The following is a 20,880-nucleotide window of genomic DNA, read 5'->3' as shown; positions in this document are numbered from 1 at the left end:
TTCTATAAATCTGATTTCATGGTGGATAGCGCTGCTTTCCAATCATCGAAGACACTGCCTTCTGGCTCATTCATCATCCCAAATTCTGCTTGTACATCTGCAAATAGGTCTTCAGCATCTTCTATTTTTGTCATTGTAGTTTCAAATCGCTCAGGCAAGGACTTCCCACGGTACTGGCGGGAAATCTGGTAACAGGCCCAAATATAGTGATCCCAAGCACCTTCGCGGAAGTTCCACCCGACCGTCGATGGTGGATCGGTACTGTTGAACAGGGGTGCGTCGTAGGGCGAATTCATTCGGATTCGATCCATGTCAAACCCGCCTTTTTGATACATGAGATCCAGATCTGGGTCAAGACGCAACTCGTTCAATAGTTTGTCTGAATAATATTTTGTGACGAGTCGTCCACCTCCTTGGCCGTCGTCTGGCTTCCATCGACGTTGATCAAACGCACGAAGGTTGTTGTAATGACCGGATGCGAAAGCATTGATGCCGATACCCATGAATAGATGCGCAACGTGGTGGGTGTGCCCGACAATGATATCGTACTGGTTCTTTCGTAGAGTGTTCAGAAGTTCGAGATACGAATAAATATTCGACACACCAGTCAGTGGATATCGGTCTGCTTTGTCGAACTCAACGGACACATAGAACCCGTCAGGGTCAAGTCCAGTAATTCGGTTAAGGAGGGTGTCTCGTTGATCCTTATCGTTGAGAGGCACTCCTTCGAGAGGCAGAGATGCCAGAACTGGAATATCTCGTCCCTGATCGTCAACGACCTCGATGAAAGCTTCAGTATAATCAAGCCACTCGTCAACCTTCGTAGAGGAGAACGTGTCGAGAGTTCTTGCTGGTGACACGTATGCGTCAACATCTAAATCATCCTGAACAGCCAGGATTTGTGTACAGACTTCGTTCAGGTTTCCACCAACTTCAGCAGTATCGAAGTCGTGCCCTCCGTGATCACCGAAGTAATCATATGAGCTGAGACTGGGCCGGTCTGCTCGCGGGATATAGAACTGTGGGTCGAACAAGACGGTACCACCAGCCCGGTGGAATTCTCGGGATAGCTCTACGTTCCGGTCTTTATCGAAGTCTGCGGGACTGAGAATGGCACCGTCTGCAAAGCCTTTCTCCATTATTTCCGGGCCGAGTTTCCCGGCATTGTAACCCATTTGAATGAAGAAGCTTGGTTCGTCAAACATCAGATTTCACCCTCAATTGCATCGTTTAGTTCCTCAAGTGCATGCTGCGGCTGTCGGTATCGTTGGAAGGGTTGTGGTTTCGTCATCTTGTCGTAGATGGGGTATAGTTTTTGTTCTAAGCTCTGGTCGTCTAAGTAACCCTCTAATGGTCTCTTGTCGTTTTGAAGGATAGCATCGGGGATTGGAAGTCCGAGATCGTCGGACGCGAACGGATGCGCTCCAGTAAGTGATTCGAACATCACAATTCCTGAGGAGAACAAGTCACTGCGGATATCTTGGAGATCTTTGTTGTTGTTGAGTTGCTCCGGAGATGCATAGGTGGGTGTTCCCGGGCCATGGGAGGCACGTGTTGGAGTGATACTGGTGCGTGTGAGCATTCGAGCGATACCAACGTCGAGTAACCGAACTCGGTCATCTGGGGCAATGATGATATTTGATGGTTTAATATCCCGATGAACAATATCGACTTCATCAAACTTCTGCAAGGCTTCTAGTAGGGTCTGAGCGACATTGATGCCGAGTTCAGCGCTTACATTTCCGTTATCAATGACTTCGTGGAGTGTTGGCCCAGGGATGTACTCTTCGACCATAACGAGCACAGAGGTGTCGTTGATGGCGTCTGTAAAGTAGTCGATGAGATTCACGAGTGCGTCAGCAGCGACGGTTTCCATGGTCTCAACTTCGCGTTTTGCGCGTCGAGCTGATCTTCGGCGTTCGGTTGGAATCAGCTTGATAACAACTTGTTCTCCGTCGTATTCTCCAAGATAAACTTTCTTTTGGCCACCGTCCGCGATGTGGTTCTCTATCTTGAATTCAGGGAAATGATTTTGAATATCATCAATCCCCAGCTGCTCCAACATATTGATGAGTGTTAGATTTTGACGCCTCCACTATAATTCTTTCATTAAGCCGCCACTTGTTTATCAACGAATAGGGGTTGCTACGTTCCGGCTTCAAATGGATTTCATAGTGCCCGTCTTCGGTCAGTGACATAAGACCGATACCATGCTCTTCGAACCGGTGTTTGTTGTTGAGTGCTCGATCAACGTATTCGGCGTCCATGACTACGCATTGGTATTCGGAGAATCCCTTGCCACGGAACGCTTGTCTGAGCGCTTCTTTCCATTTACTAAGTTTCAATTCGATTGAGTATGCAGTGGTGACGTGACGTCGAAGGTTTGGGGTTGAACGTATGTATGACTCCCCGATTTCTTTGGCGAAGCCATGTTCGGTAAGCCAGTTGAGTGCCTCTTTCTTTGATGACTGGTCTAGAGCACCCATCTCGTAGTAGTAGTCTTTTGAGATGGTTTCGCGGTTGTGAAGGAGGAGAAACGCTTGTAGAATGCGATCGTTGTCAATCGCGGTTTTAATATTTAAGTCATCGAGTCTGCGTGAGAGGTACGCTTCAGACACACGGGCAAGGACATAGTCTGCGCGTCCCGATCCGTACGAGAATTCTTCGAATAGTTTTGCTTCGGGTTCGTTGAATGCATTCCGAAGAGCCCCCTGGGCTACTTCGCGCATGTCGGCTTCTGTATCAAATCCCATATGTGTCACTCTGCGGCCGTGCTATGTACTATATCCAAGGACGGCAGGGGTACTAGGCTTTTCGATTTCGCTAAACTGGCGCCGTCAGTGGTTATTGTGCGTACTAGTGATTGGTGCATGGTTTAACCATATTTTCTTTCAAGAAATAATTACGGGGTAAATATCGGGTTTTTAGTAAGGAATTAATCTGAAGGCAAGCATGGAGATATTTATTTGAAGGGTATGACTGTGTCCTAGCGAAAAATTCGTTCGTTGAGATAGTAGCCGGAGAAGAGATTCGAATTGCGGCAAGGTGTTGATCCGAGAATAGCCTGACTCATAATGAAGTGGCAATTAGACAAGGTATATTGTAATCAACTTAGTGGTATCTGCTGGTCTCTACCCCCTCGATTCAACTCGACCACCGAAGGCCACCCCTGAAGGGCCCCTTCACCCCTGCTCTTACCGCCTGATTTGTGCTGCTTCAGGCCCCTCTAACCCCTCGTTTCGCTGGTCGCAGACTCCGTACTTGGGAAGCAGGCAGAATTGCTGCTTCTCGCCGCTGCTCGCAAGCGAAGATTTTCTCTGCTTGAGGGAACTGAAGCGCCCTTTCTCGCTGGTCGTGACAGCCGGTGCATGGAAGCAAGGGGTTAAAGGGCCCCTTCGTGGTGGGTCGTCCCCTTGCTCTTCCAGCTCGTACCAGCACGACCACTGCTTGAGAGGTCCTCGACCACCGCTAGCTTCTGTACTTGAGCGCTGCTTGAGTGCCCTCTACCCTAAATCTGGGTCGTGATTAGACGACCACCAGCTACCACCCCCTCAAAGGGCCCTTCCTGCCTGCTCTTTCTACCGCTTGAGTACAGCTTCTGACCCCTCTACTGCTGCTTTTCGCTTCTCAGCTTAGCCGGGTTCCGGAGAGCGACCGCTCAGCACTCCTGAGCACCCCCTTTCCACCTGCTTTGCCCCCTTATCTGCTGGGGAAAGCATATCCGTTATCACTCGCCATCGATGTGTATGCAGACCCCCTCGGTAGTTCTCCAACGAGTTGCCCGTGATTTTGCAGATGTGATCCCGCGAGTCGATGCCGAAGCACGTCATGAAGAGTGGAAAGCCGGTATCGGTCCCTTTGAGGAGGAGAACCAAATCCAGATGATCCTCGACGGGCTGGCCGACAGTGACGATACGGGCGTGGAGATTCGGACCGAGATGTCCTATCCAGGCAGTCAACGGCGGTGTGACCTGTTGGTCCAGAGTGGCGATGTTTGTCTCCCGGTTGAAGCGAAGCTGCTCCGCTTCAGGCGGGATAATGGAAACGTCGACCCGAATATGTACAAGAGCGTCTTCAGCCCCTTCCCGGAACGTAGCTCGTCGTCTATGCTTACCGACGCGAAGAAGTTAATCGGATCTGACTTCGACCAGCCCACGGGACTACTCGGTCTCTACTACGAGAAAGAGGATGAGGAGTACGAACAACTACGTGCGGAGACGATAGCCGAGAAGTTCGAGCAGGATGTTTCCTACTGGTACGACATCGATATCGAGATTGCCACGCTCGAAACTTTCGACGGACTACAGCACCCCCATCACCAACACGGCGCCGTCATCACCTGGCTTCTCTCAGAGTGAACTGGAACTGTAGCAGCTAACTCGATCAACTGAACGCCACGTCATCGAACTCCCGGTTCACTACCTCCGCGGTGGGAGCGTTCAGGTACGGTTCGACCGCGGAGAACGACGACCACCCACCGACTTCCATCACCACTCTGGGGTTCATCCGCTCACGCACTAGGAGCGTCTGCGCGTAGTACCGTCGGAGATCGTGACTCGAAAGCTTCTGCCAGTCGGCGTCGCCGGTCTCCTCTGCAACCCGCTCGGCGGTGGCTTTGATCCGCCGCTGTACCGACCGCTCACTCAGGTCGATGATTGGCTCGTCGCGGTCGATGTCCTCGACGTTGGCGTAGCGGAGCAGCTCGCTTTCGACTTGCTCCGGGAGGTAGGCGTCGCGAGGCTTCCCGCCGCTCCCCTCAGTGTCCTTCCCTTGGGGAACGCGGAGCCGAGCGTGCCCGTCGACGTGCTTGATGTGCTCCGGATGAATCTGGGGTATCTCGAAGGACCGAAGCCCGACTTCGCCGCCGAGCTGGATGATGAGGGAGTCCTGGTAGCTACCTGCGCTCTGTTTGAGGGTCTTGTACTCGTCCGGCGTCAGCCAGCAGCGGTACGAGTGATGGTTCTGATTTCGCTCGATTCGCATGGATACTTCTCAATGAAAAGTCCGACACCATAAACCACAGTTTGACCCGGAGTCGTCGGCTATGGCTCGATATCGCGGGTTCCGTGTCGTAGTTCTTCAACAACTTTGACTTGTTAATAAAATGTATTTTGACTGTCTGTTAGTCAGAATCCACTCATGTGGCGAAGAAGATATACATTGACTTTACATGGACATTGATTGTGCCAATCGATTTAGGCCTATGGCGTATTAGAGACGATGATGAGTTTGAACGAGTATCTTCGAATCGTCTTGATAAGGAAGACCGTTTGGAAAAGTTCCTTCTACAAGACCCAAACGTACTCGGTCAGCCACTGCTGGTAATCGACCGGCAGATAACCACTCTAGATGGAAAGCGTCTCGATATCCTTGCTATAGACAGCGACGGGGATCTTCACGTAATCGAATTAAAACGCGATCAAACCCCGCGAGAAGTTACGGCTCAGACAATGGACTATGCGTCTTGGGCTAGTAACCTTGGATACGAAGATATTAAACGACATTATGAAGACTCTGCAGAAAATACCGACTCGTTTGAAGCAGGATTTGATGCTAAATTCCGTCCGAGTAACGACGACACACCAAAGGGTCCTGACGAAATTAACAATCAGCATTATTTAACGATTGTCGCATCGGAACTTGACGGATCCACTCAACGGATTATTGAGTACCTTTCTGAAGAATTTGAGGTACCAATCAATGCAGTCCGTTTCAATTATTATCAGGAAGATGGTCGAGAGTATATCGCTCGGTCTTGGCTTAATGATCCACATGAGATTGAAGATGAGGAGACGGAACAGGAGCAAGAATCATGGAACGGCCATGACTTCTATGGTAACTTTGGGGCGAACTCTTACCGAAAATGGAGTGATGCCCGAGAATACGGGTTTATTACAGGCGGAGGCGGAGAGTGGTACCATCGGACAATGGACAAAGCGACAGAGGGCTCCAGAATATTTGTTTACCACCCTGGGGATGGATACATCGGGGTCGGAACAGTTACCCAAGAAAAGACGCCTGCTGATGAGTTCATGATTGAGGATGGTAACAAGCCAATTACAGAGGCACAACTTGAAGGTGACCTCAGTCAGAATAAAGATGACCCTGACCTTCGAGAATATTTAATCGGGGTTGATTGGATTGAAACTGTTGATATGAATGACGCTATCTGGGAGAAGGGCATGTATGCAAACCAAAATACCGTAACTCGATTGAAAGACCAGCAGACACTAGATCGACTCTATGATGAGTTCGGTGTCTCTGCTCTTTAACCAGCATTTTCTCTGGCTAGGTCTACTCTGACAGCCTTTTTAACGACTTTGACGCCAAATTTATCAATCAGATATATGCAAAATGGCAACTTCCCACGAGTAGATTTATTTGGTCAATAGATATTGGTACCAATATCTGGATGTCTGACGATTGTGGCTCTGACAAGTGTGACGAGAACAAAAACAATGAGCAACCGCCAACAAGAGATTCGTTGGAAACAATCCTTGACCAAACAAACCGAACACTGGATTATCAGATTGACACTCTATCTGACATAGATGATAAGGCTATCCGGATATACCGAGCTAATATTCTTTTTTTAAGTATAGTTATTGGCTTGGCATCAGTAGCAGTCGGGAACTCCAGTCCAGATATAGATGTACTAATAAATATTAATTCCGTCATTGGTGTTACTCTACTGATTGGATCCTTAGCAGCCGGGGCTATAACTTACAGAGCCTCGGCCCTACAGGGCGGAATTGATCCACGTGAAGTCGACCGGGCATATTATGAAAAGCAAAGAAAGCGCGACTCCGTGTCTATGATTGTAAACAAAAACAAGGAATATATTTCACACAACGACTCAGTCCTGCAAGATAACGGGAGATTTATAACTTATACGACAATAATAACAATCAACGCATTAGCATATATTGCTGCTGGCGTATTTATCACGGGGACGGTTAATAATGGCACCAGTGATGTAATCGCAGTCTTACCACTATTGGTGTCTCTCCCTGCTGTAATTATATATTCAAACGTTCTCTCTTTCCCCGAATTAGCCGGAGGACGCCACTTACTCTATACCGGAATTTCGATATTACCAACAATCATAGTAACTGGCGCATGGGTATGTTTTATTGAAGCACATATAACATACATCTGGGTTGCAGTTCCATTCTACTTCTTAATGTTCACTGTATCAAATGTGATTTACGGATATCCAAAACAAGTCTGGTTCTTTTCCATGATATTCATTCTTAACCTCGCTACGGCGGTCTTATTACTCAGTCCAAGTGCTCTTCGCTTGTCCCCCTCACACCCAGCCATTTTGGCCATGCTACTTCCTGACTCAATATTTGAACTACTACTACTGGTTCATCCTGTGGATTTTTCTCTATTTGTACTAGTAGGCGCCTTGCTATTGATAATTGACGATAGAATATACTGAAATCAAGTATAGCAGATTGAGGACAAGCTTTTTGAATTCAGACTCTCAATATTTGATTGAGATGAAATTCAACAAGGGTCCACGACGTAACCGTGATAAGTCTGTTTGGACTCGGTTCTGGGGGTCAGACAGTGACAGCAGTACCGATGCTGACGCCTAAGCAGCAGTCTTACTAAGTTTTTCTGTACTCCCCATTCATACTGTAGATCCGTCCTTCTGTTTTCAAGTTTTCAATGTCACGCTTTAGTCTCTCTTGGTCGAAGTCTACTTCGTCGTTCAGAGATTCGATGGAAACCCCATCTGATTCAGTAATCCTCGCTAAGATACGTTCACGGCGACTCCGCTGATTCTTCGATTGTCCTGTTTCAATAATATCAGCATCGAACTCGTCACTTTCTGGATCGTACCCTACCTGCTTCATCGATCTTGTCACTAATTTAATCGCCCGCTCTACGTCTTCAATCTCCACAGTATCCGAAAGACGAACCCGTGCACTGGACTCGGCAAGCCGCTGTATCGCTTCGACCTTCCGGAATGTGACGGGAATCGGTGAGTCATCGTCTTGCTCACCAGCCCCAGCTCGGAACTCGACGAAGAACTGTTTCAATCGCTCCGCAACTTCGTCATCCTCGATGATGGGTCGACAGGTCTGCTTCGCGTGAGCAACGTAGGCCCGCATCATCGACCGGTCTATCGCGGGCTCGACCCGCTGCTGTTCCTCGTCACTCAGTTCCTCACCCCGGGTGTGACGGCCTGCAGCCTGCCGACTCTGGACCATGTGCTCAACGACATCCGCATCGTCCTCCCGATCGGGTTGGTCGGATACCATGAACATCAGGTCGAACCGGGAGAGCAGCGTCGGGCTCATATCGATCTGTTCACCCTTCGGGCGGTAGCGGTCGAAGCGACCGTCTTTCGGATTCCCTGCCGCCAGCAGCGAAGTCCGGGCGTTCAGTGTTGCGTTGATACCGGCCTTGTTGACGTGGACCCGCTGGCTCTCCAGGGCGTCATGCATCGAGGACACCGCGTCGGACTGCATCTTATCAATCTCGTCGACGCAGGCGATACCGCCATCGGCCAGTACCAGCGCACCGGCTTCCAGTCCCCACTCAGTATCTCCGAAGTCATCAGCGACTGCCGCCGCGGTCATGCCCGCTGCCGTCGCGCCTTTCCCCGATGCATACGTCGACCGCGGGGCAATCTGGTCGACGTAGCGGAGGAACGTCGACTTCCCACAGCCCGGGTCACCGAGGAGAAGCATATGCCAGTCCCCGCGGTCGCGGCTCCCGTCCGGGTACTCGTGAGCCCAGCCGCCGAAGAGCTGCAGGGCGACGGCCAGCTTGACCTGTTCATCACCCCTGTGCTTCGGGTTGATCGAATCGATGAGTAGCTGGTACGGGTCGCCGCGTTCCCCGTTGGCGACGGCTTCGATTTCGTCGAGGTGCTCCTCTACGTCGACATCGTCGTAGTCGCTTTCCTCTTTCACGACTGAACGCGCGTCGAGGTTCGTGTCGAAGTCGAGCTCTTGATCGGCACCGGGCTCTTCTATATCCAGAATCCCGGTCAGAACCACCCTATCACCCGCGTCGAAGCCTTCAATCAGGTCGTCTTCGAGGTGCGCGTCGACGCTCTGTGCTTCTCCACCGTTCGTTTTCTCGGGCGGTTGCTGGACACGGGCGTACTGGTGATCGATCCAGCTACTGGCGCTGGCGTCGAGCGAGAAGGGGCCCTGCCGTTCGCATCCCTGACACTCGTGCGGTTCCTGCAGACTATCCCCGTGCTGTGGAATCTCAGTCTGGGTCCCACACCGCTGGCATTCCCAGACGGCTTCTGTGAGGCGGGGCTTCACGTCGGACACCTTCTGGACCTGTCCGCGGATGTCGAGCAGTTGGCCGATGTTCTCATGACGAGATACACCCGAAGGGTCGAAGACGTGCATCTCCGGGAGATTGTAGATTCGTACGTGGGCGTCGTTGAGCTCGACTGCTACCGGCAAGTCGTAGAGACGGAACGCTTCCTCTAGGTGTTCCTGCATCTCCTTCGGATGGTTCCGCACGTCATCGGCAATACCCGGATCAAACCGGTACAGGTCATCGTAGTCGACGTGGAGTGACTTCTGTTCTCGGGGGTAGCGTTGTGCGAGCTGTGCGATCTCTTCCGGGTAGTAGTCCCGGAAGAATTGTATCAGGTCTTCGGTGAGTTCGTGGTTTTCGGCCATCGTGGATTTCTGTGAAGTCTTCACAACAGCCGCGGAGGCTGTTGATTCGTCTTGACTGCGAGCGGTGCGAGCGGTTTGCGAGCGTACTAACAGCTAATCGACAGTTGTTTACATAACCGTCCTACCCTGCAAATTCTAAGGTTTCAGACGGTTTCGCTCAGACCGGACCTATCCGGTGGGGGCTTCCCCCATCGCATCTGTTGTGAGGACTTCACAGATTCTCGCCCTCCCGGTCAGCCGTGTACTTCCGAGGAACGCTTCCAGCGTCGAGATCGAGCCGTAGCTCTCCGTTCGTGTACCGAAGCGCGTCACTATCGATTAGCCGCGCCGCGCGCTCCATGTCGCGGTAGATCGTCGTCCGGTCGATGTTCGGGTAGTGGAGTGCTTCCTCAGCTTCGTCCCGGTCGACGGTCGCTGCAGGCGGTTCGTCTCGCCGCTCACGAGCTTTCGCCGCTCTGTGAAGGTGCTGGACCAGCGTCACCGCGCGCTGCTTGCCAGTCATCTTGTCGGCGTTCTCGACGACTTCCAGAATGTCGGTGCGCGCATCGAGGCGCGCAACCTCCGCTTCTAAGTCGTCGATACGTTCGTCACGCTCGGCCAGCTCGTCCTCTAGCTCCTGGCGTTCACTCCGTTCCTCGTGAAGCTCCTCACGGAGTCCGGAGACTTGCTTCGAAAGCGCGTCGAGCCGCGCTTCCAGCGCCTGAACGGTGGTTTCGAGACTCTCGTTCCCGGGGTTCGCGTCGGGAGAAGTGCCCTCGCCGTCGGGGTCCGAATCGGTCACGCCGACCACTCCCGGACAGACCCCCGGCTATGGGGGGTTGTCGTTTGGGCATCTAAACCGAGAAGGGTATGCCGCCTCCCGGATTTGAACCGGGGACAGCTCGATCTTCAGTCGAGTGCTCTCCCAGTCTGAGCTAAGGCGGCGCGCACTCCAATCGATGACGAGGGTAGAAAAAAGCATTTCGAAAGCGGGCGCAGGTTTTGTGGCATCCGCGGGGAGGGTCGACCGTCGATTACGGGAGAAATAGGTCGGCGCTGTCGAACGTCTCACCACAGTCGTCGCATTCGTACTCAGTGCCGTTGGTCGTTGAGACGTCCCCGCTGCAGGCCGGACACGTCGAGCCATCTATCATGCCATGCACTACCACCACTCCGGATATATGGATTACGGGCGACTATCAATCGAGATAGACGCCCTGATACCTGGGCTACGATGTTGCGCGCGACTGGCAGGAATCGAATCCACAGGGACCATCCGCTCCTCACGTCCGTTCGTCGCAGGATGGGTCCGGGCGGATTCGAACCACCGGCCTCGGCCTTGTAAAGGCCACGTCATAACCAACTAGACCACGGACCCGTACTCCACCGTTTTCCATCGGCAGGAATAACGCTTTCTCTCTCGGTCGACAGTGGGCACCGACAGTATTACCCACAGTCTGTCCCTCACATGGAGTATGCAGCGCCCTGCCGTGGTTGTGCTCGGACTCGTCGGCCTGCTCGTCGCCGCCGCCGTGGTCCTCCAGACCGGCCTCTGGATCGAGGTGCTCGGCACTGGTGAGTACGAGGAAGGCACAGTGACGGTCCGAGAAGGAGCGGAGGCAGCGGTGACGCCGACTGCAACACAGCCCTCCACGGATGCTTCGACGCCAGGGACGACTGTTGCGGTGCGTGAAGAAAACGCTGGAGAACCGCTGGGGACGGTCGAGGTTCGCATCGCACAGACGTTCAATCAGCGCTATGTCGGGCTGAGCGAGACCGAGTCACTCGGCCCCGACGAGGGCATGCTGTTCGTCCACGACGAGGCGGGCCAGCACACCTACGTCATGCGGAATATGTCGTTCCCCCTCGACATCATCTTCATTGACGCCAACGGCACTATCACAACCATCCACCACGCGCCGCTCCCGCCGGCGGGGACCAGCGAGAACGACCTGACGGGCTACGAGGGGCGGGGCAAGTACGTCCTCGAAGTGAACCGCGGGTGGACAAACCGAACCGGCGTTGCGGTCGGTGACCGGGTTGACTTGCCGCCCGAAGCCACGTAGCCCGACGGCCTTTTGCGGGTTCAGCCCCTGAATTCGACAATGGATTTCGACGCGGGTTCGGACGACGACGTGTTCGAGGACGCCAGAGAACGCGTCGACCGACCGATGCTTCGACTGTTCACCGGCTACGGACAGGGTCACTGGGGGGCGTTCGTTGTCGGCTTATTCAGTTCTATTGTCGCTCGGATGCTGGACCTGCTGCCACCGCTCCTCCTGGCGCTGGCTATCGACGCCATCTTTCTACAGGAGACCGAATACGGCCTCTTCCTGATACCCGACACATGGATTCCCGACGGACAGGGGTCACAGTTGTGGCTCACCGCCGGCATCATCGCCGCCTCGTTCGGCTTTGGGGCTGTCTTCCACTGGAGTCGGAACTGGGGCTGGAACAAGTTCGCCCAGCACGTCCAACACGCCGTTCGCACCGACACCTACGAGACGATGCAGCGGCTGAACATGGACTTCTTCGCCGATAAGCAGACCGGCGAGATGATGTCAGTGCTGTCAAACGACGTGAACCGGCTGGAGAAGTTCCTCAACGACGGGCTCAACTCCGCCTCGCGGATGATAATCATGGTCGTTGGCATCGCCACGTACCTGTTCTACATGAACTGGCAGCTGGCGCTGGTCGCCCTGCTTCCGGTCCCGATTATCGCCGTGTTCACGAAGCGGTTTATCGACGTTATTCAGCCCAAATACGCCGAGGTGCGGTCGACGGTCGGCAAGCTCAACTCCAGACTGGAAAACAACCTCAGCGGCATTCAGATAATCAAGACCGCCAACACCGAGCCCTACGAGGCTGACCGGGTGGAAGATACTTCCGAAGACTATCTCGACGCCAACTGGGACGCCATCGAGACGCGCATCACCTTCTTCCCCGGCCTTCGGCTGGTCTCGGGCATCGGCTTCGTCGTCACGTTCATCGTCGGCGGACTGATGGTCACCGGCCAGGCACCCGGGCCGCTGACGGCACCGCTCTCCCGCGGGCAGTTCGTCGCGTTCATCATCTACACGCAGCGGTTCGTCTGGCCGATGGCGCAGTTCGGGCAGATCATCAACATGTACCAGCGGGCCTACGCCTCCGCCGAGCGCGTGTTCGGGCTGATGGACACGCCCGGCCGCCTCGAAGAGGCCGAGGACGCGCCGCCGCTTGCCGTGACCGAGGGGCGAGTCGAGTACGAGGACGTGGCCTTTGGCTACGATGGCGACGACGAGCCGGTGCTTTCGGACATTTCCTTCGAGGCCGATGGCGGCGAGACGGTCGCACTCGTTGGCCCGACCGGCGCGGGGAAGTCGACCGTACTGAAGCTCCTGCTCCGGATGTACGACGTTGACTCCGGCACGGTTCGCATTGACGGCCAGAACGTGCAGGACGTACAGATACAGAGCATCCGTCGCGCCATCGGCTACGTCAGCCAGGAGACGTTCCTGTTCTACGGCACCGTCCGGGAGAACATCGCCTACGGAACCTTCGACGCGACCGAGGAGGAAATCGTCGCTGCCGCGGAGGCCGCCGAGGCCGACCAGTTCGTCCGCAACCTTCCGGACGGCTACGACACGATGGTCGGCGAGCGTGGTGTCAAGCTCTCCGGCGGCCAGCGCCAGCGAATCGCCATCGCGCGGGCGATCCTGAAAGACCCCGAGATCCTCATCCTCGACGAGGCGACCAGCGACGTGGACACGGAGACGGAGATGCTCATTCAGCGGTCGCTTGATGACCTGACCGCCGACCGGACCACGTTTGCCATCGCGCACCGCCTCTCGACGGTGAAAGACGCCGACACGATTCTGGTCGTCGAGGACGGCTGCATCGTTGAGCGTGGGAGCCACGCCGAACTGCTCGCCGCCGACGGCCTCTATGCCAACCTCTGGGCAGTTCAGGCCGGCGAAATCGACGAGCTTCCCGAGGAGTTCGTTGAGCGGGCGATTCAGCGACGGGCGCGGACGGATGCTGATGACTGAAACGGTGAGAACGCAATGTTCGAACCGTCAGTTATCAGGAGTTGCCGACGATTGAAGGGGTGAGGGTTCCATGTCCGAGCTGTTCGGCCCTGTCAACAGCCAATTCTCCAGACATAAGCCGGATTGAAACAGCCGGTCGCTGAAAGATGCATCCCTGGCAGAACCAAGTTCTCTCCTGTCACGCTGGTCTGGCGGTGTCTGGTAGTGCTAGCTAAGTCCCATCCACGGACTACACACTCTTACAGCTTAGGCAGTAGTTCCGCCGCTACCGCCGACCCCCTCGCGTGACAAACAAATACGAGACGACGAATGAGACGGCAAACAGCGGCGGGAGAGCCAGGACTTGCATCATCGGATCTGGCGGTGTGACGAGCGCGCCGGCCACGAATGCAAGGAGGACGGCCAGCGAGTAGGCAGTGACAACCCGCTCACGCCGGTCGGCTGGCTCCGAGCGCGGCTCCCAGTCGTTTCGGACGTAGCGAACCCAGACGTAGTAGACCAGCCCAAAACCCGTGGAGAGCAGCAGGAACGTTCCGATCACGGACCCGTTGCGTGCTCTGGCCTCTGCACGGGCCCAGTAGCCCAGTGCGATGAGATTCCCAATGTAGATGACGACCGAAAGCGCGAAAGCAGCACCGACAAACGGGTGTTCACCGGCGAACGGGACGAATTGCACAGGCCTCAGTCGGTTTTAGATATGTATAGGCTTTCCGTGAAAAGAGAGACGCCCCGCTAGTTCAACACTGCAATAGCCCAAGATACCGATTTCTGGTCAGCTGAGCACAAACGATTATTATGCATTGTGTTGTAATGCCATCACATGACAACCGCGTACCTCGCTAGCACGGCACTAATGGGTGTGTTAGTGATGGCGGTAGTCGCATGGATGGTCCGCGGGCGCGGCTGGTATCAGTATAGTCCGTCGACGTCCACGAGCGGCCGGTCCCCGGCGAGCGACCGCGAGAGCCGCTTCGAGACGTACGCCGACAAGCCGATGGTCTGGGTCGGCGCGTTCGCGGTGCTGGTCGTCGGCCTCCTCGTCGGCGTCGTCGCGTCTATCTCCGGCCCCGTCGAGACCCAGTCGATCGCTGGGCTGGCGGTCGCTGTCGTCGGCGGCGTGGGCCTCTGTGGCTACCTGCTGTTTGGGGTGTATCTCTCGGCGACGCGCCGGGGGCACCCCCGCTCGCTGGCGGTCGCCGAGTCCGCGACCGTCGCGGGCGTCCTCTTTCTTATCGCGGTCGGCTTCCAGCTTGTCGGGGCCTGAGCCTCACAGTATCGAGTACGCGGCGGCCCCGGTCAGCGCGAGCGCGGCGACAGTCCCGCCCAGCACGAGGTACGTGACGGCGCGGGGTTCCCAGCGGAGGTGCTGGTAGTACGCGGCGACGCCGACGGCCTTGATAATCGACAGCACCATGATGAGCGCGAAGGCGGCCCAGTAAGCGCTGTCGACGAGGCCGGCGAACTCGACGACGGCCTGTGCGGTCGCGAAGGCGAACAGTACGACGTATATGATGGTGTAGCCTTTCCAGTCCATTGTTCTAAAGGATGTAGAAGAGGGGGAACAGGAACAGCCAGACGATGTCGACGAAGTGCCAGTACAATCCGAAGTACTCTATGGCCCTATCGTCGCCTTGGTAGGCCCCGTTCCATGCCCGGACGGTCATGTACGCACAGATGATGAGCCCGATAGTGACGTGGGCTCCGTGGAGCCCGGTCGTCAGGTAGAACGTCGACGACGCGATGTTCGTCGAGAGATTCCACCCGTTCGGGAAGGTCTCTGTGCTGATGTGGAACAGGTGCTGCCACTCCAGTCCCTTGTTGATGAGGAAGCCGACCCCGAGCGCGAACGTTCCGACCAGCGCGGCAACGGTCCCGCGCTTGCTCTCCCGTTCGGCGGCGACCATCGCCAGCACGACGAGGAAACTCGACGTGAGCAACAGGTACGTGTTGATGAGGCCGGGCATGGTCACGTGCTCGGCGGGGATGAGGTCATGATGCCAGGCCGTCCAGCCGTAGGCGACCCGGACAAAGGCGTAGGAGCCGATGAACGCCCCGAACAGGACGATGTCGCTGGCGAGGAACGTCCACATCCCGAGTTTCATCTTTTCGACTTTCTCGAAGGGCCACCGTTCGGCGATGGCCATCTCCGGCGCGTGGAACGGCTCGCGGGTCATGCCGACAAGCGACCCGAACGTCGCCACCCCGCCGACGGCAACCATGGACAGGTAGAACACGCTTCCCGTCCGCACACCCGAGAGCCCGAGAAACGCGATGAAGCCGCCGAGGCTGACGAGGAACGGCCAGAAGCTGGCGTGGCTGGCGTGTTCTTCGCCGCCGACCTCGTGGGTCGACTCCACTCCAGTGGCCGTCACCGTGGCCCTCGCCGTCACCGCGCCGCCGTCCGTCGCGGTCCCGCCGTCGGTCGCCGCGTGGCCATGCGCTGCGGCTCCGGGCGTACTCTCGGTACGCTCGGCGACCGTCTCGTCCTCAAGGAACGCCAGTTTCCCGCTGGCGTAACTCGGTACGCCGGGGAAGTTCTCCAGCGGCGGCGGCGAGGAGGTCGCCCACTCGGCAGAGGTGGCGTACTCCCAGGGGTTCGGCCCGACATCTTCCCCGCGCCAGAGGCTCACGAAGAGGTTGTAGAACATGAGCAGGAAGCTCGCGCCCAAAATGAACCCGCCGACGGTAGCCATGGTGTGCCATATCTGCAGGCCGTCGGGGTAGACGAACACGCGCCGCGGCGTCTCCCAGGCGATGAACATCGGGAAGTACAGCAGATTGAACCCGAGGAAGTAGACGCCGAACTGTATCTTCCCCAGTCGTTCGTTGTACATCTTCCCCGTTATCTTCGGATACCAGTAGTACAGGCCGCCGAACAGCGCCGTCGCGCCCGCGACCATCACGTAATGGAAGTGCGCGACGACCCAGTAGGTCCCACGGAACTGGTAGTCGAGCACGATTGCGCCGAGGAAGACGCCGGTGATGCCGCCGATGATGAACAGGATGAGCGCGCCAAGCGAGAATAGGAACGGCGTCGTGAACCGGACCCGCCCCTTCGCCATCGTGTAGATGAGCGAGAATACCATCAGGTCAAAGGGGAGGGATATCCCGATGGTCGTCGCCATGAAGATGGTCTTGATGGGGAGGTTGATCCCGGTCAGGAACATGTGGTGCATCCAGACGACGAAGCTCTGGAGCGCCACCAGCACCATCGAGATGATGAACCACTTCCGGCCGACCAGCCGCCGACCGGTGAAGGTCTGGAAGCACTCGGCCATCACGCCAAGCGCGGGGAAGAAGACGATGTACACCTCTGGATGGCCGAAGAACCAGAACAGGTGCGCCCAGAGCAGCGACGCACCCGGGTTGTCTGCATCGGTCGCCATCGTCGTCCCGTCGATGGAGTACTGGAAGTATGTCGTCCCGAGGATGTGGTCGGATGCGAGTATCATCAGCGCCGCAAGCAGCGCCGCGAAGGCAAACAGCATCATCCAGACGGTGAGATTGATAGACAGCGAGAAGATAGGGATGTCCCGCATCCGCAGCCCTTCGGCTCGCATGCGGTACATCGTCGTCAGGAAGTTCACCGACCCCAGCGTCACCGCGGCGGTGAACATGATGAGCGCCAACACGACCGAGGTCGCACCCAGCCCCTCGCCCGGAATATAGGCCGGCGTGTTCAGCGGGGCGTACATCGTCCACCCGCCCGCGAAGGTGGTCCCCTGGAAGAACGAGACGCCCATCAGGATACCAGAGAACAGGTACAGCCAGTATGACAGCGCGTTCAGCCGCGGGAAAGCGAGGTCGTCCGCCCCGATCTGCAGCGGGACGACATAGTTCGCAAACCCGAAGGCGAACGGCGAGATGAACCAGAACACCATCAGGAGACCGTGGGTCGACACCGCCTGATTGTACCCCATCGAGCCCAGCAGGTCAGCGCCCGAGGAAATCAGTTCGAGGCGGAACAGCAGGGCGAGGACGCCGCCGAACACCAGGAAGAACAGCGCAGTGATGAGATACAGCACGCCGATGTCCTTGTGGTTAGTCGTGAGGAACCACCGGCTGACCGACGATTTGGGCGGCAGACCGTGTTCGTGGTCTTGGCTCATACCGGGACACCTCCCACGACGGCGGGTGCAATCCGGTGGGCAGCACCGCCGGTTTCGTTCCCGTTGGTCTCCGTTTCGTTGGTGCCCGCAGTGTCAGCGTACCACTCCTCGTACTCGTCCTGTGGCATCACAACTACGTCCGTCGTCATCAGCGAGTGGCCGCTGCCACACAGTTCGTAGCACTTGGCGGTGTAGGTCCCCGTCTCATTGGCCGTGAACCAGGCCGACGTGTACTGACCCGGGACGGCGTCGGTCTTGACTCGCAACTCCGGGATCCCGAAGTTATGGAACACGTCCGTCGAGGTCACCTGTAATCTGACCACCCGGTCCTGTGGCACCCGGAGCGTGTTCGTTGTGTGCCCGTTCGGGTACACGAAGTCCCAGCCGAAGCGGTACCCTTCCACGTCGATTTCCAGTGCCTCCTCCTGTGCCGGGTCGGGGCCCTGTTCGATGTACAGCAGTTGCGAGTACGTCCAGGCGATGAGTGAGACGACGATGACCGCGCTGATGCTGAACGAGTAGAACACCTTCCGCCCACCCGCGCCGCCGGTTGGCATCTCACCCATTTCTGGGCGCTCAACCTTGTCAGCATACGGGTCCCCGCCCCCGTCGTCGCGATACTTGAGCGCGTGGTACAGCGTGTACGCCACGACGACCACCCCGACGGCTGTTCCCAGTAGCAGGAACACCTCGAAGATCTGGTTGAACACCGCACTGGGGGCCCTGACGTCGCCGCCATGCAAGGGGAACACAAACATGGCGTATGTTATCATGGGTGCCGCCATTTTATCATGATTCTTCCCACCCTGTAATAGGTATTGCGGACAAATATCTGACATATTTGGTTTAGTAGCCTAACGTGTGCGGGAACTTTTTTATCTATTGGCATGTTACAACACACCATGGAAGACACGTCATCCGGCGTTGAGGACCCGCCTATCAACGACGACGGACTCACAGAGGTCGAGGAGTTCGATAGCCTCGCCGGGATTCTCGCCGACGGTGTCGTCGGTGCCGCTGGCGGACTGGTCGGGACAGCGATGATGACCGTCGTCTTCCTCATCGCCCAGTCACTGGGCGCGTTCAACCTCAACGACTTCGCCATCCTCACCGAGCTTGTGGGTCTGACCGGCTATGTCCCAGAGGTACTGTTCGGCTTCGTCATCTTCCTCGGCGGCGGGATGTTCCCGTGGCCGCTGCTGTTCGCCTCGCTGAAAGCATACCTCCCTGGCCAGTCTGACCCTGTCAGTGGCGCGTTCTTCGGCGGCGCGATGTGGACTGGGTTCGTGCTCGCTTTCTACACTGACCAGTCCGGACTCACACTGGTACTGTACGCGGTGCTAACGCTCGTCGCCCACGTCGTCTACGGCATCGGACTCGGCGCGGTGTTTAACTACTTCTCGACGCGCCCGGACTCTATCGTCTGAGGCTGAGGTCCAGTCGAGACTGCGGCTATTCTGTTGTCACCGTCTCCGACGCGATGAGCGTCGTCGCACGATGTGTTGCAGACGCGACTTGGAAGTGAACCGTCTGCTCGCCACTCTCGTATACATCGCCCAGTTGATCGGCAAGGTCGAGGCTCCCGCTTGTCGAGCCATCGCCGTAGTGGACGTGCCGCGAATCGCTTGGGATGACCTCGCCGGTCGGCACCGAATTGGTGTTGATGATCGTGTGTAGATGGCCCGTATTTGCCGTGATACCGTCGCTAGTCGGCCCGATAGTGTAGTTCTCGACACTGGCTTCCCAGTCGACGACGCTCCCGTCGATGTTCGTCTCGACACTGAGGCTTGCCTCGTCGCTGACGGTCACATCGATGCTGTCGGTCAGTGCCATCGCTGTGTGTGCGCCGTCCCCCAGTTGGAGGTGCAGCGTATGTTCGCCAGGGTCGAGTGCTACCACTCCGTTTCGCTGCCCGGTCCCGTAGTGGATATGGGTGTCGTCGGCCGGAATCGTCTCGCCCGGTGTCACGGGGTCGCTATCGACGATGATGTGGTAGTGCCCGGCTCCGCTGGTCACTTCCCCTGCCTCTTCGATGGTGACACCGTCGGCGACGGCCTGCCACTGTACTGATGGGCTGGTAAGGGTCGCAGCATCGTCTGGGACCGCAAAGGAGATCCTGGCATCCTGCCCGACGCCGTTCCGGTATTCTTCAGCGGCCGCTTCGGTTGCGTCAGTTTCTGTTCCGTTCGATGGCGTTGTCGCCATGCTATCAGTGCCTCCTGTCTGGGTCGGTGTCTCCGCGCCTCCGCCCGATTGTTCCTCGCTACAGCCCGCGAGTACAGTCGCTACAGCAGTCGAGACGCCACAGACGAACGTCCGGCGTGTGAGTCTGTCGACCATAGTACGTCGCGGGAACTGTTGCTCCGCGAATACTTAAGCGATTGATCGGCCGTAAATACGGCCTTGGATAGAATGTCACACCGGTTGCCGATCATCGGCTAGACCTGTGTCTGCAGTCAGTTACACCGGAACCGGTACGTTCGGGAGGAAGATTGCTGGACGACGCAAGCGACGCGCTGGCTACCGGCGGAGAATGTGGCGCGCCTGCCGTGACGTAGCTGTCCCGAACTCAGGCTTCAGCTTCTGCGTCGGCGTCGCCGTCCGCCTCCGCGTCTGCCCCGTCCTCGCCCTCGAACTCTTCAAGTGTGCTGCGAAGCTGTGGGATCGTCGCCGTGAGGTCGCCGACCTGCTCGCGGGCGTCGTCGACGTTGTCGATGAGGTCCGTGATGGTCTCGATCTTCTCGGCGAGGTCGTCGGCGTCCTCGAAGGCGTCCGCGCGTTCGCCCATCGTGTACCACTTCTTCGCGTCGCGGAGGTGCTCCTCGGCGTCGCCCACGTCGAGTGCCGTCTTGAGCGAGTTCAGCACGCCGAGCGTGTTGTCGGCTTCCACGTCCCAGACCGAATCGGCTTCAGGGAGCGTATCGCGGGCCTTCGCGAGTGACTCCTCGACATCCGTTCGCATCTCGTCTGCGGCCTCGCCGAACAGTTCGTCGTCGTCCAGACTTGACTGGCTCATACGGAATCGTTGGTACGGTGAGGGATTAAAAGCCCGCCTGAAAGTGAAAGTGAAACCGCAGGACGTGACCCGGCGGTAATCCTTGA

The 20,880-nt window shown here is 56.7% G+C and carries 19 protein-coding genes and 2 tRNA genes; 7 read left to right on the top strand and 14 right to left on the bottom strand.

Annotated features, from left to right (window positions below; all coding sequences use genetic code 11):
* Nucleotides 1-2: 2 nt before the first annotated feature.
* From RBH20_RS13420 to RBH20_RS13410, 3 genes are read right to left on the bottom strand one after another with little or no spacing between them, the layout of a single operon-like run.
* Nucleotides 3-1,205 carry a hypothetical protein gene (locus tag RBH20_RS13420; protein WP_306709397.1) on the bottom strand — a complete coding sequence of 401 codons (1,203 nt, stop codon included), beginning with the start codon at nucleotides 1,203-1,205 and terminating at the stop codon, nucleotides 3-5.
* Nucleotides 1,205-2,065: a serine/threonine-protein kinase gene (locus RBH20_RS13415; protein WP_306709395.1), complete on the bottom strand. Its 861-nt coding sequence runs from the start codon at nucleotides 2,063-2,065 to the stop codon at nucleotides 1,205-1,207. Before RBH20_RS13415 ends, RBH20_RS13420 begins: the two co-directional genes overlap by 1 nt.
* Complete coding sequence (locus RBH20_RS13410) at nucleotides 2,043-2,753, bottom strand: hypothetical protein (protein WP_306709393.1); 711 nt, start codon at nucleotides 2,751-2,753, stop codon at nucleotides 2,043-2,045. The genes RBH20_RS13415 and RBH20_RS13410 overlap by 23 nt, the downstream gene beginning before the upstream one ends.
* A gap of 993 nt (nucleotides 2,754-3,746) precedes the next feature.
* Here RBH20_RS13410 and RBH20_RS13405 point away from each other — a divergent pair.
* The gene (locus RBH20_RS13405) at nucleotides 3,747-4,358 is read left to right on the top strand and encodes a transcriptional regulator (protein ID WP_306709392.1); all 612 of its coding nucleotides are present in this window, start codon (nucleotides 3,747-3,749) and stop codon (nucleotides 4,356-4,358) included.
* A 25-nt stretch (nucleotides 4,359-4,383) separates the two neighbouring features.
* Here the strand turns inward: RBH20_RS13405 and RBH20_RS13400 are convergent, their stop codons facing one another.
* Nucleotides 4,384-4,983, bottom strand: coding sequence for a site-specific integrase (locus RBH20_RS13400; protein ID WP_306709390.1), 600 nt, complete (start codon nucleotides 4,981-4,983; stop codon nucleotides 4,384-4,386).
* Between the two features lie 200 nt (nucleotides 4,984-5,183).
* Between RBH20_RS13400 and RBH20_RS13395 the strand changes: the two genes are divergently transcribed.
* Together RBH20_RS13395 and RBH20_RS13390 are read left to right on the top strand one after the other, a co-directional pair.
* Nucleotides 5,184-6,272 (top strand): hypothetical protein, encoded by a 1,089-nt coding sequence (locus tag RBH20_RS13395; RefSeq protein WP_306709388.1) that lies wholly within the window; start codon nucleotides 5,184-5,186, stop codon nucleotides 6,270-6,272.
* 140 nt (nucleotides 6,273-6,412) lie between these two features.
* Nucleotides 6,413-7,444 carry a hypothetical protein gene (locus RBH20_RS13390; RefSeq protein ID WP_306709386.1) on the top strand — a complete coding sequence of 344 codons (1,032 nt, stop codon included), beginning with the start codon at nucleotides 6,413-6,415 and terminating at the stop codon, nucleotides 7,442-7,444.
* A 172-nt stretch (nucleotides 7,445-7,616) separates the two neighbouring features.
* On the opposite strand, the gene RBH20_RS13385 is transcribed toward RBH20_RS13390, so the two are convergent.
* From RBH20_RS13385 to RBH20_RS13370, 4 genes are all read right to left on the bottom strand, one after another.
* Nucleotides 7,617-9,662, bottom strand: a complete 2,046-nt coding sequence (locus RBH20_RS13385) for a minichromosome maintenance protein MCM (RefSeq protein ID WP_306709384.1) — start codon at nucleotides 9,660-9,662, stop codon at nucleotides 7,617-7,619.
* 211 nt (nucleotides 9,663-9,873) lie between these two features.
* Nucleotides 9,874-10,443 carry a hypothetical protein gene (locus tag RBH20_RS13380; RefSeq protein WP_306709382.1) on the bottom strand — a complete coding sequence of 190 codons (570 nt, stop codon included), beginning with the start codon at nucleotides 10,441-10,443 and terminating at the stop codon, nucleotides 9,874-9,876.
* A 69-nt stretch (nucleotides 10,444-10,512) separates the two neighbouring features.
* Nucleotides 10,513-10,586 (bottom strand) — tRNA-Phe (locus RBH20_RS13375).
* A gap of 359 nt (nucleotides 10,587-10,945) precedes the next feature.
* Nucleotides 10,946-11,019: transfer RNA gene (locus RBH20_RS13370), tRNA-Val, on the bottom strand.
* A gap of 97 nt (nucleotides 11,020-11,116) precedes the next feature.
* Here RBH20_RS13370 and RBH20_RS13365 point away from each other — a divergent pair.
* Both RBH20_RS13365 and RBH20_RS13360 read left to right on the top strand, forming a co-directional pair.
* The gene (locus RBH20_RS13365) at nucleotides 11,117-11,707 is read left to right on the top strand and encodes a DUF192 domain-containing protein (protein WP_306709380.1); all 591 of its coding nucleotides are present in this window, start codon (nucleotides 11,117-11,119) and stop codon (nucleotides 11,705-11,707) included.
* A gap of 39 nt (nucleotides 11,708-11,746) precedes the next feature.
* Nucleotides 11,747-13,669 carry an ABC transporter ATP-binding protein gene (locus RBH20_RS13360; protein ID WP_306709377.1) on the top strand — a complete coding sequence of 641 codons (1,923 nt, stop codon included), beginning with the start codon at nucleotides 11,747-11,749 and terminating at the stop codon, nucleotides 13,667-13,669.
* Between the two features lie 265 nt (nucleotides 13,670-13,934).
* On the opposite strand, the gene RBH20_RS13355 is transcribed toward RBH20_RS13360, so the two are convergent.
* Nucleotides 13,935-14,345 carry a hypothetical protein gene (locus RBH20_RS13355; protein WP_306709373.1) on the bottom strand — a complete coding sequence of 137 codons (411 nt, stop codon included), beginning with the start codon at nucleotides 14,343-14,345 and terminating at the stop codon, nucleotides 13,935-13,937.
* Nucleotides 14,346-14,489: 144 nt separating this feature from the next.
* Between RBH20_RS13355 and RBH20_RS13350 the strand changes: the two genes are divergently transcribed.
* On the top strand, nucleotides 14,490-14,933 hold the full coding sequence (locus tag RBH20_RS13350) for a hypothetical protein (RefSeq protein WP_306709371.1): 444 nt from the start codon (nucleotides 14,490-14,492) through the stop codon (nucleotides 14,931-14,933).
* Between the two features lie 3 nt (nucleotides 14,934-14,936).
* Here the strand turns inward: RBH20_RS13350 and RBH20_RS13345 are convergent, their stop codons facing one another.
* The 3 genes from RBH20_RS13345 to coxB are packed head-to-tail and all read right to left on the bottom strand — an operon-like array spanning nucleotide 14,937 to nucleotide 18,563.
* A complete protein-coding gene (locus tag RBH20_RS13345; RefSeq protein WP_306709368.1) occupies nucleotides 14,937-15,203 on the bottom strand; it encodes a cytochrome C oxidase subunit IV family protein in 267 nt (88 codons plus the stop codon).
* Between the two features lie 4 nt (nucleotides 15,204-15,207).
* A complete protein-coding gene (locus RBH20_RS13340) occupies nucleotides 15,208-17,778 on the bottom strand; it encodes a cbb3-type cytochrome c oxidase subunit I (protein ID WP_306709366.1) in 2,571 nt (856 codons plus the stop codon).
* The gene (gene coxB, locus RBH20_RS13335) at nucleotides 17,775-18,563 is read right to left on the bottom strand and encodes a cytochrome c oxidase subunit II (RefSeq protein WP_306709364.1); all 789 of its coding nucleotides are present in this window, start codon (nucleotides 18,561-18,563) and stop codon (nucleotides 17,775-17,777) included. Before coxB ends, RBH20_RS13340 begins: the two co-directional genes overlap by 4 nt.
* Before the next feature lie 117 nt (nucleotides 18,564-18,680).
* Here coxB and RBH20_RS13330 point away from each other — a divergent pair, with 117 nt between their 5' ends.
* A complete protein-coding gene (locus RBH20_RS13330) occupies nucleotides 18,681-19,205 on the top strand; it encodes a DUF6789 family protein (RefSeq protein WP_306709362.1) in 525 nt (174 codons plus the stop codon).
* A gap of 25 nt (nucleotides 19,206-19,230) precedes the next feature.
* Here RBH20_RS13330 and RBH20_RS13325 read toward each other — a convergent pair whose 3' ends face one another.
* Both RBH20_RS13325 and RBH20_RS13320 read right to left on the bottom strand, forming a co-directional pair.
* Complete coding sequence (locus RBH20_RS13325) at nucleotides 19,231-20,118, bottom strand: DUF4399 domain-containing protein (protein ID WP_306709359.1); 888 nt, start codon at nucleotides 20,116-20,118, stop codon at nucleotides 19,231-19,233.
* A 229-nt stretch (nucleotides 20,119-20,347) separates the two neighbouring features.
* Complete coding sequence (locus RBH20_RS13320) at nucleotides 20,348-20,794, bottom strand: DUF5790 family protein (RefSeq protein ID WP_306709357.1); 447 nt, start codon at nucleotides 20,792-20,794, stop codon at nucleotides 20,348-20,350.
* Nucleotides 20,795-20,880: the final 86 nt, after the last annotated feature.

Source organism: Haloarcula sp. H-GB4 (assembly GCF_030848575.1).
Classification (GTDB): domain Archaea; phylum Halobacteriota; class Halobacteria; order Halobacteriales; family Haloarculaceae; genus Haloarcula.
Note: the sequence above shows the minus strand (reverse complement) of the source record. Positions and strands in the feature narration are given on the sequence as shown.

Bases quoted from the DNA above. Each gene is read 5' to 3' on its own strand.
- coxB (WP_306709364.1), bottom strand. From the start codon at position 18,563: ATGGCGGCACCCATGATAACATACGCCATGTTTGTGTTCCCCTTGCAT.
- RBH20_RS13330 (WP_306709362.1), top strand. From the start codon at position 18,681: ATGGAAGACACGTCATCCGGCGTTGAGGACCCGCCTATCAACGACGAC.
- RBH20_RS13350 (WP_306709371.1), top strand. From the start codon at position 14,490: ATGACAACCGCGTACCTCGCTAGCACGGCACTAATGGGTGTGTTAGTG.
- RBH20_RS13405 (WP_306709392.1), top strand. From the start codon at position 3,747: ATGCAGACCCCCTCGGTAGTTCTCCAACGAGTTGCCCGTGATTTTGCA.
- RBH20_RS13345 (WP_306709368.1), bottom strand. From the start codon at position 15,203: ATGGACTGGAAAGGCTACACCATCATATACGTCGTACTGTTCGCCTTC.
- RBH20_RS13390 (WP_306709386.1), top strand. From the start codon at position 6,413: ATGTCTGACGATTGTGGCTCTGACAAGTGTGACGAGAACAAAAACAAT.
- RBH20_RS13410 (WP_306709393.1), bottom strand. From the start codon at position 2,753: ATGGGATTTGATACAGAAGCCGACATGCGCGAAGTAGCCCAGGGGGCT.
- RBH20_RS13415 (WP_306709395.1), bottom strand. From the start codon at position 2,065: ATGTTGGAGCAGCTGGGGATTGATGATATTCAAAATCATTTCCCTGAA.
- RBH20_RS13325 (WP_306709359.1), bottom strand. From the start codon at position 20,118: ATGGTCGACAGACTCACACGCCGGACGTTCGTCTGTGGCGTCTCGACT.
- RBH20_RS13400 (WP_306709390.1), bottom strand. From the start codon at position 4,983: ATGCGAATCGAGCGAAATCAGAACCATCACTCGTACCGCTGCTGGCTG.
- RBH20_RS13385 (WP_306709384.1), bottom strand. From the start codon at position 9,662: ATGGCCGAAAACCACGAACTCACCGAAGACCTGATACAATTCTTCCGG.
- RBH20_RS13365 (WP_306709380.1), top strand. From the start codon at position 11,117: ATGCAGCGCCCTGCCGTGGTTGTGCTCGGACTCGTCGGCCTGCTCGTC.
- RBH20_RS13420 (WP_306709397.1), bottom strand. From the start codon at position 1,205: ATGTTTGACGAACCAAGCTTCTTCATTCAAATGGGTTACAATGCCGGG.
- RBH20_RS13320 (WP_306709357.1), bottom strand. From the start codon at position 20,794: ATGAGCCAGTCAAGTCTGGACGACGACGAACTGTTCGGCGAGGCCGCA.
- RBH20_RS13360 (WP_306709377.1), top strand. From the start codon at position 11,747: ATGGATTTCGACGCGGGTTCGGACGACGACGTGTTCGAGGACGCCAGA.
- RBH20_RS13340 (WP_306709366.1), bottom strand. From the start codon at position 17,778: ATGAGCCAAGACCACGAACACGGTCTGCCGCCCAAATCGTCGGTCAGC.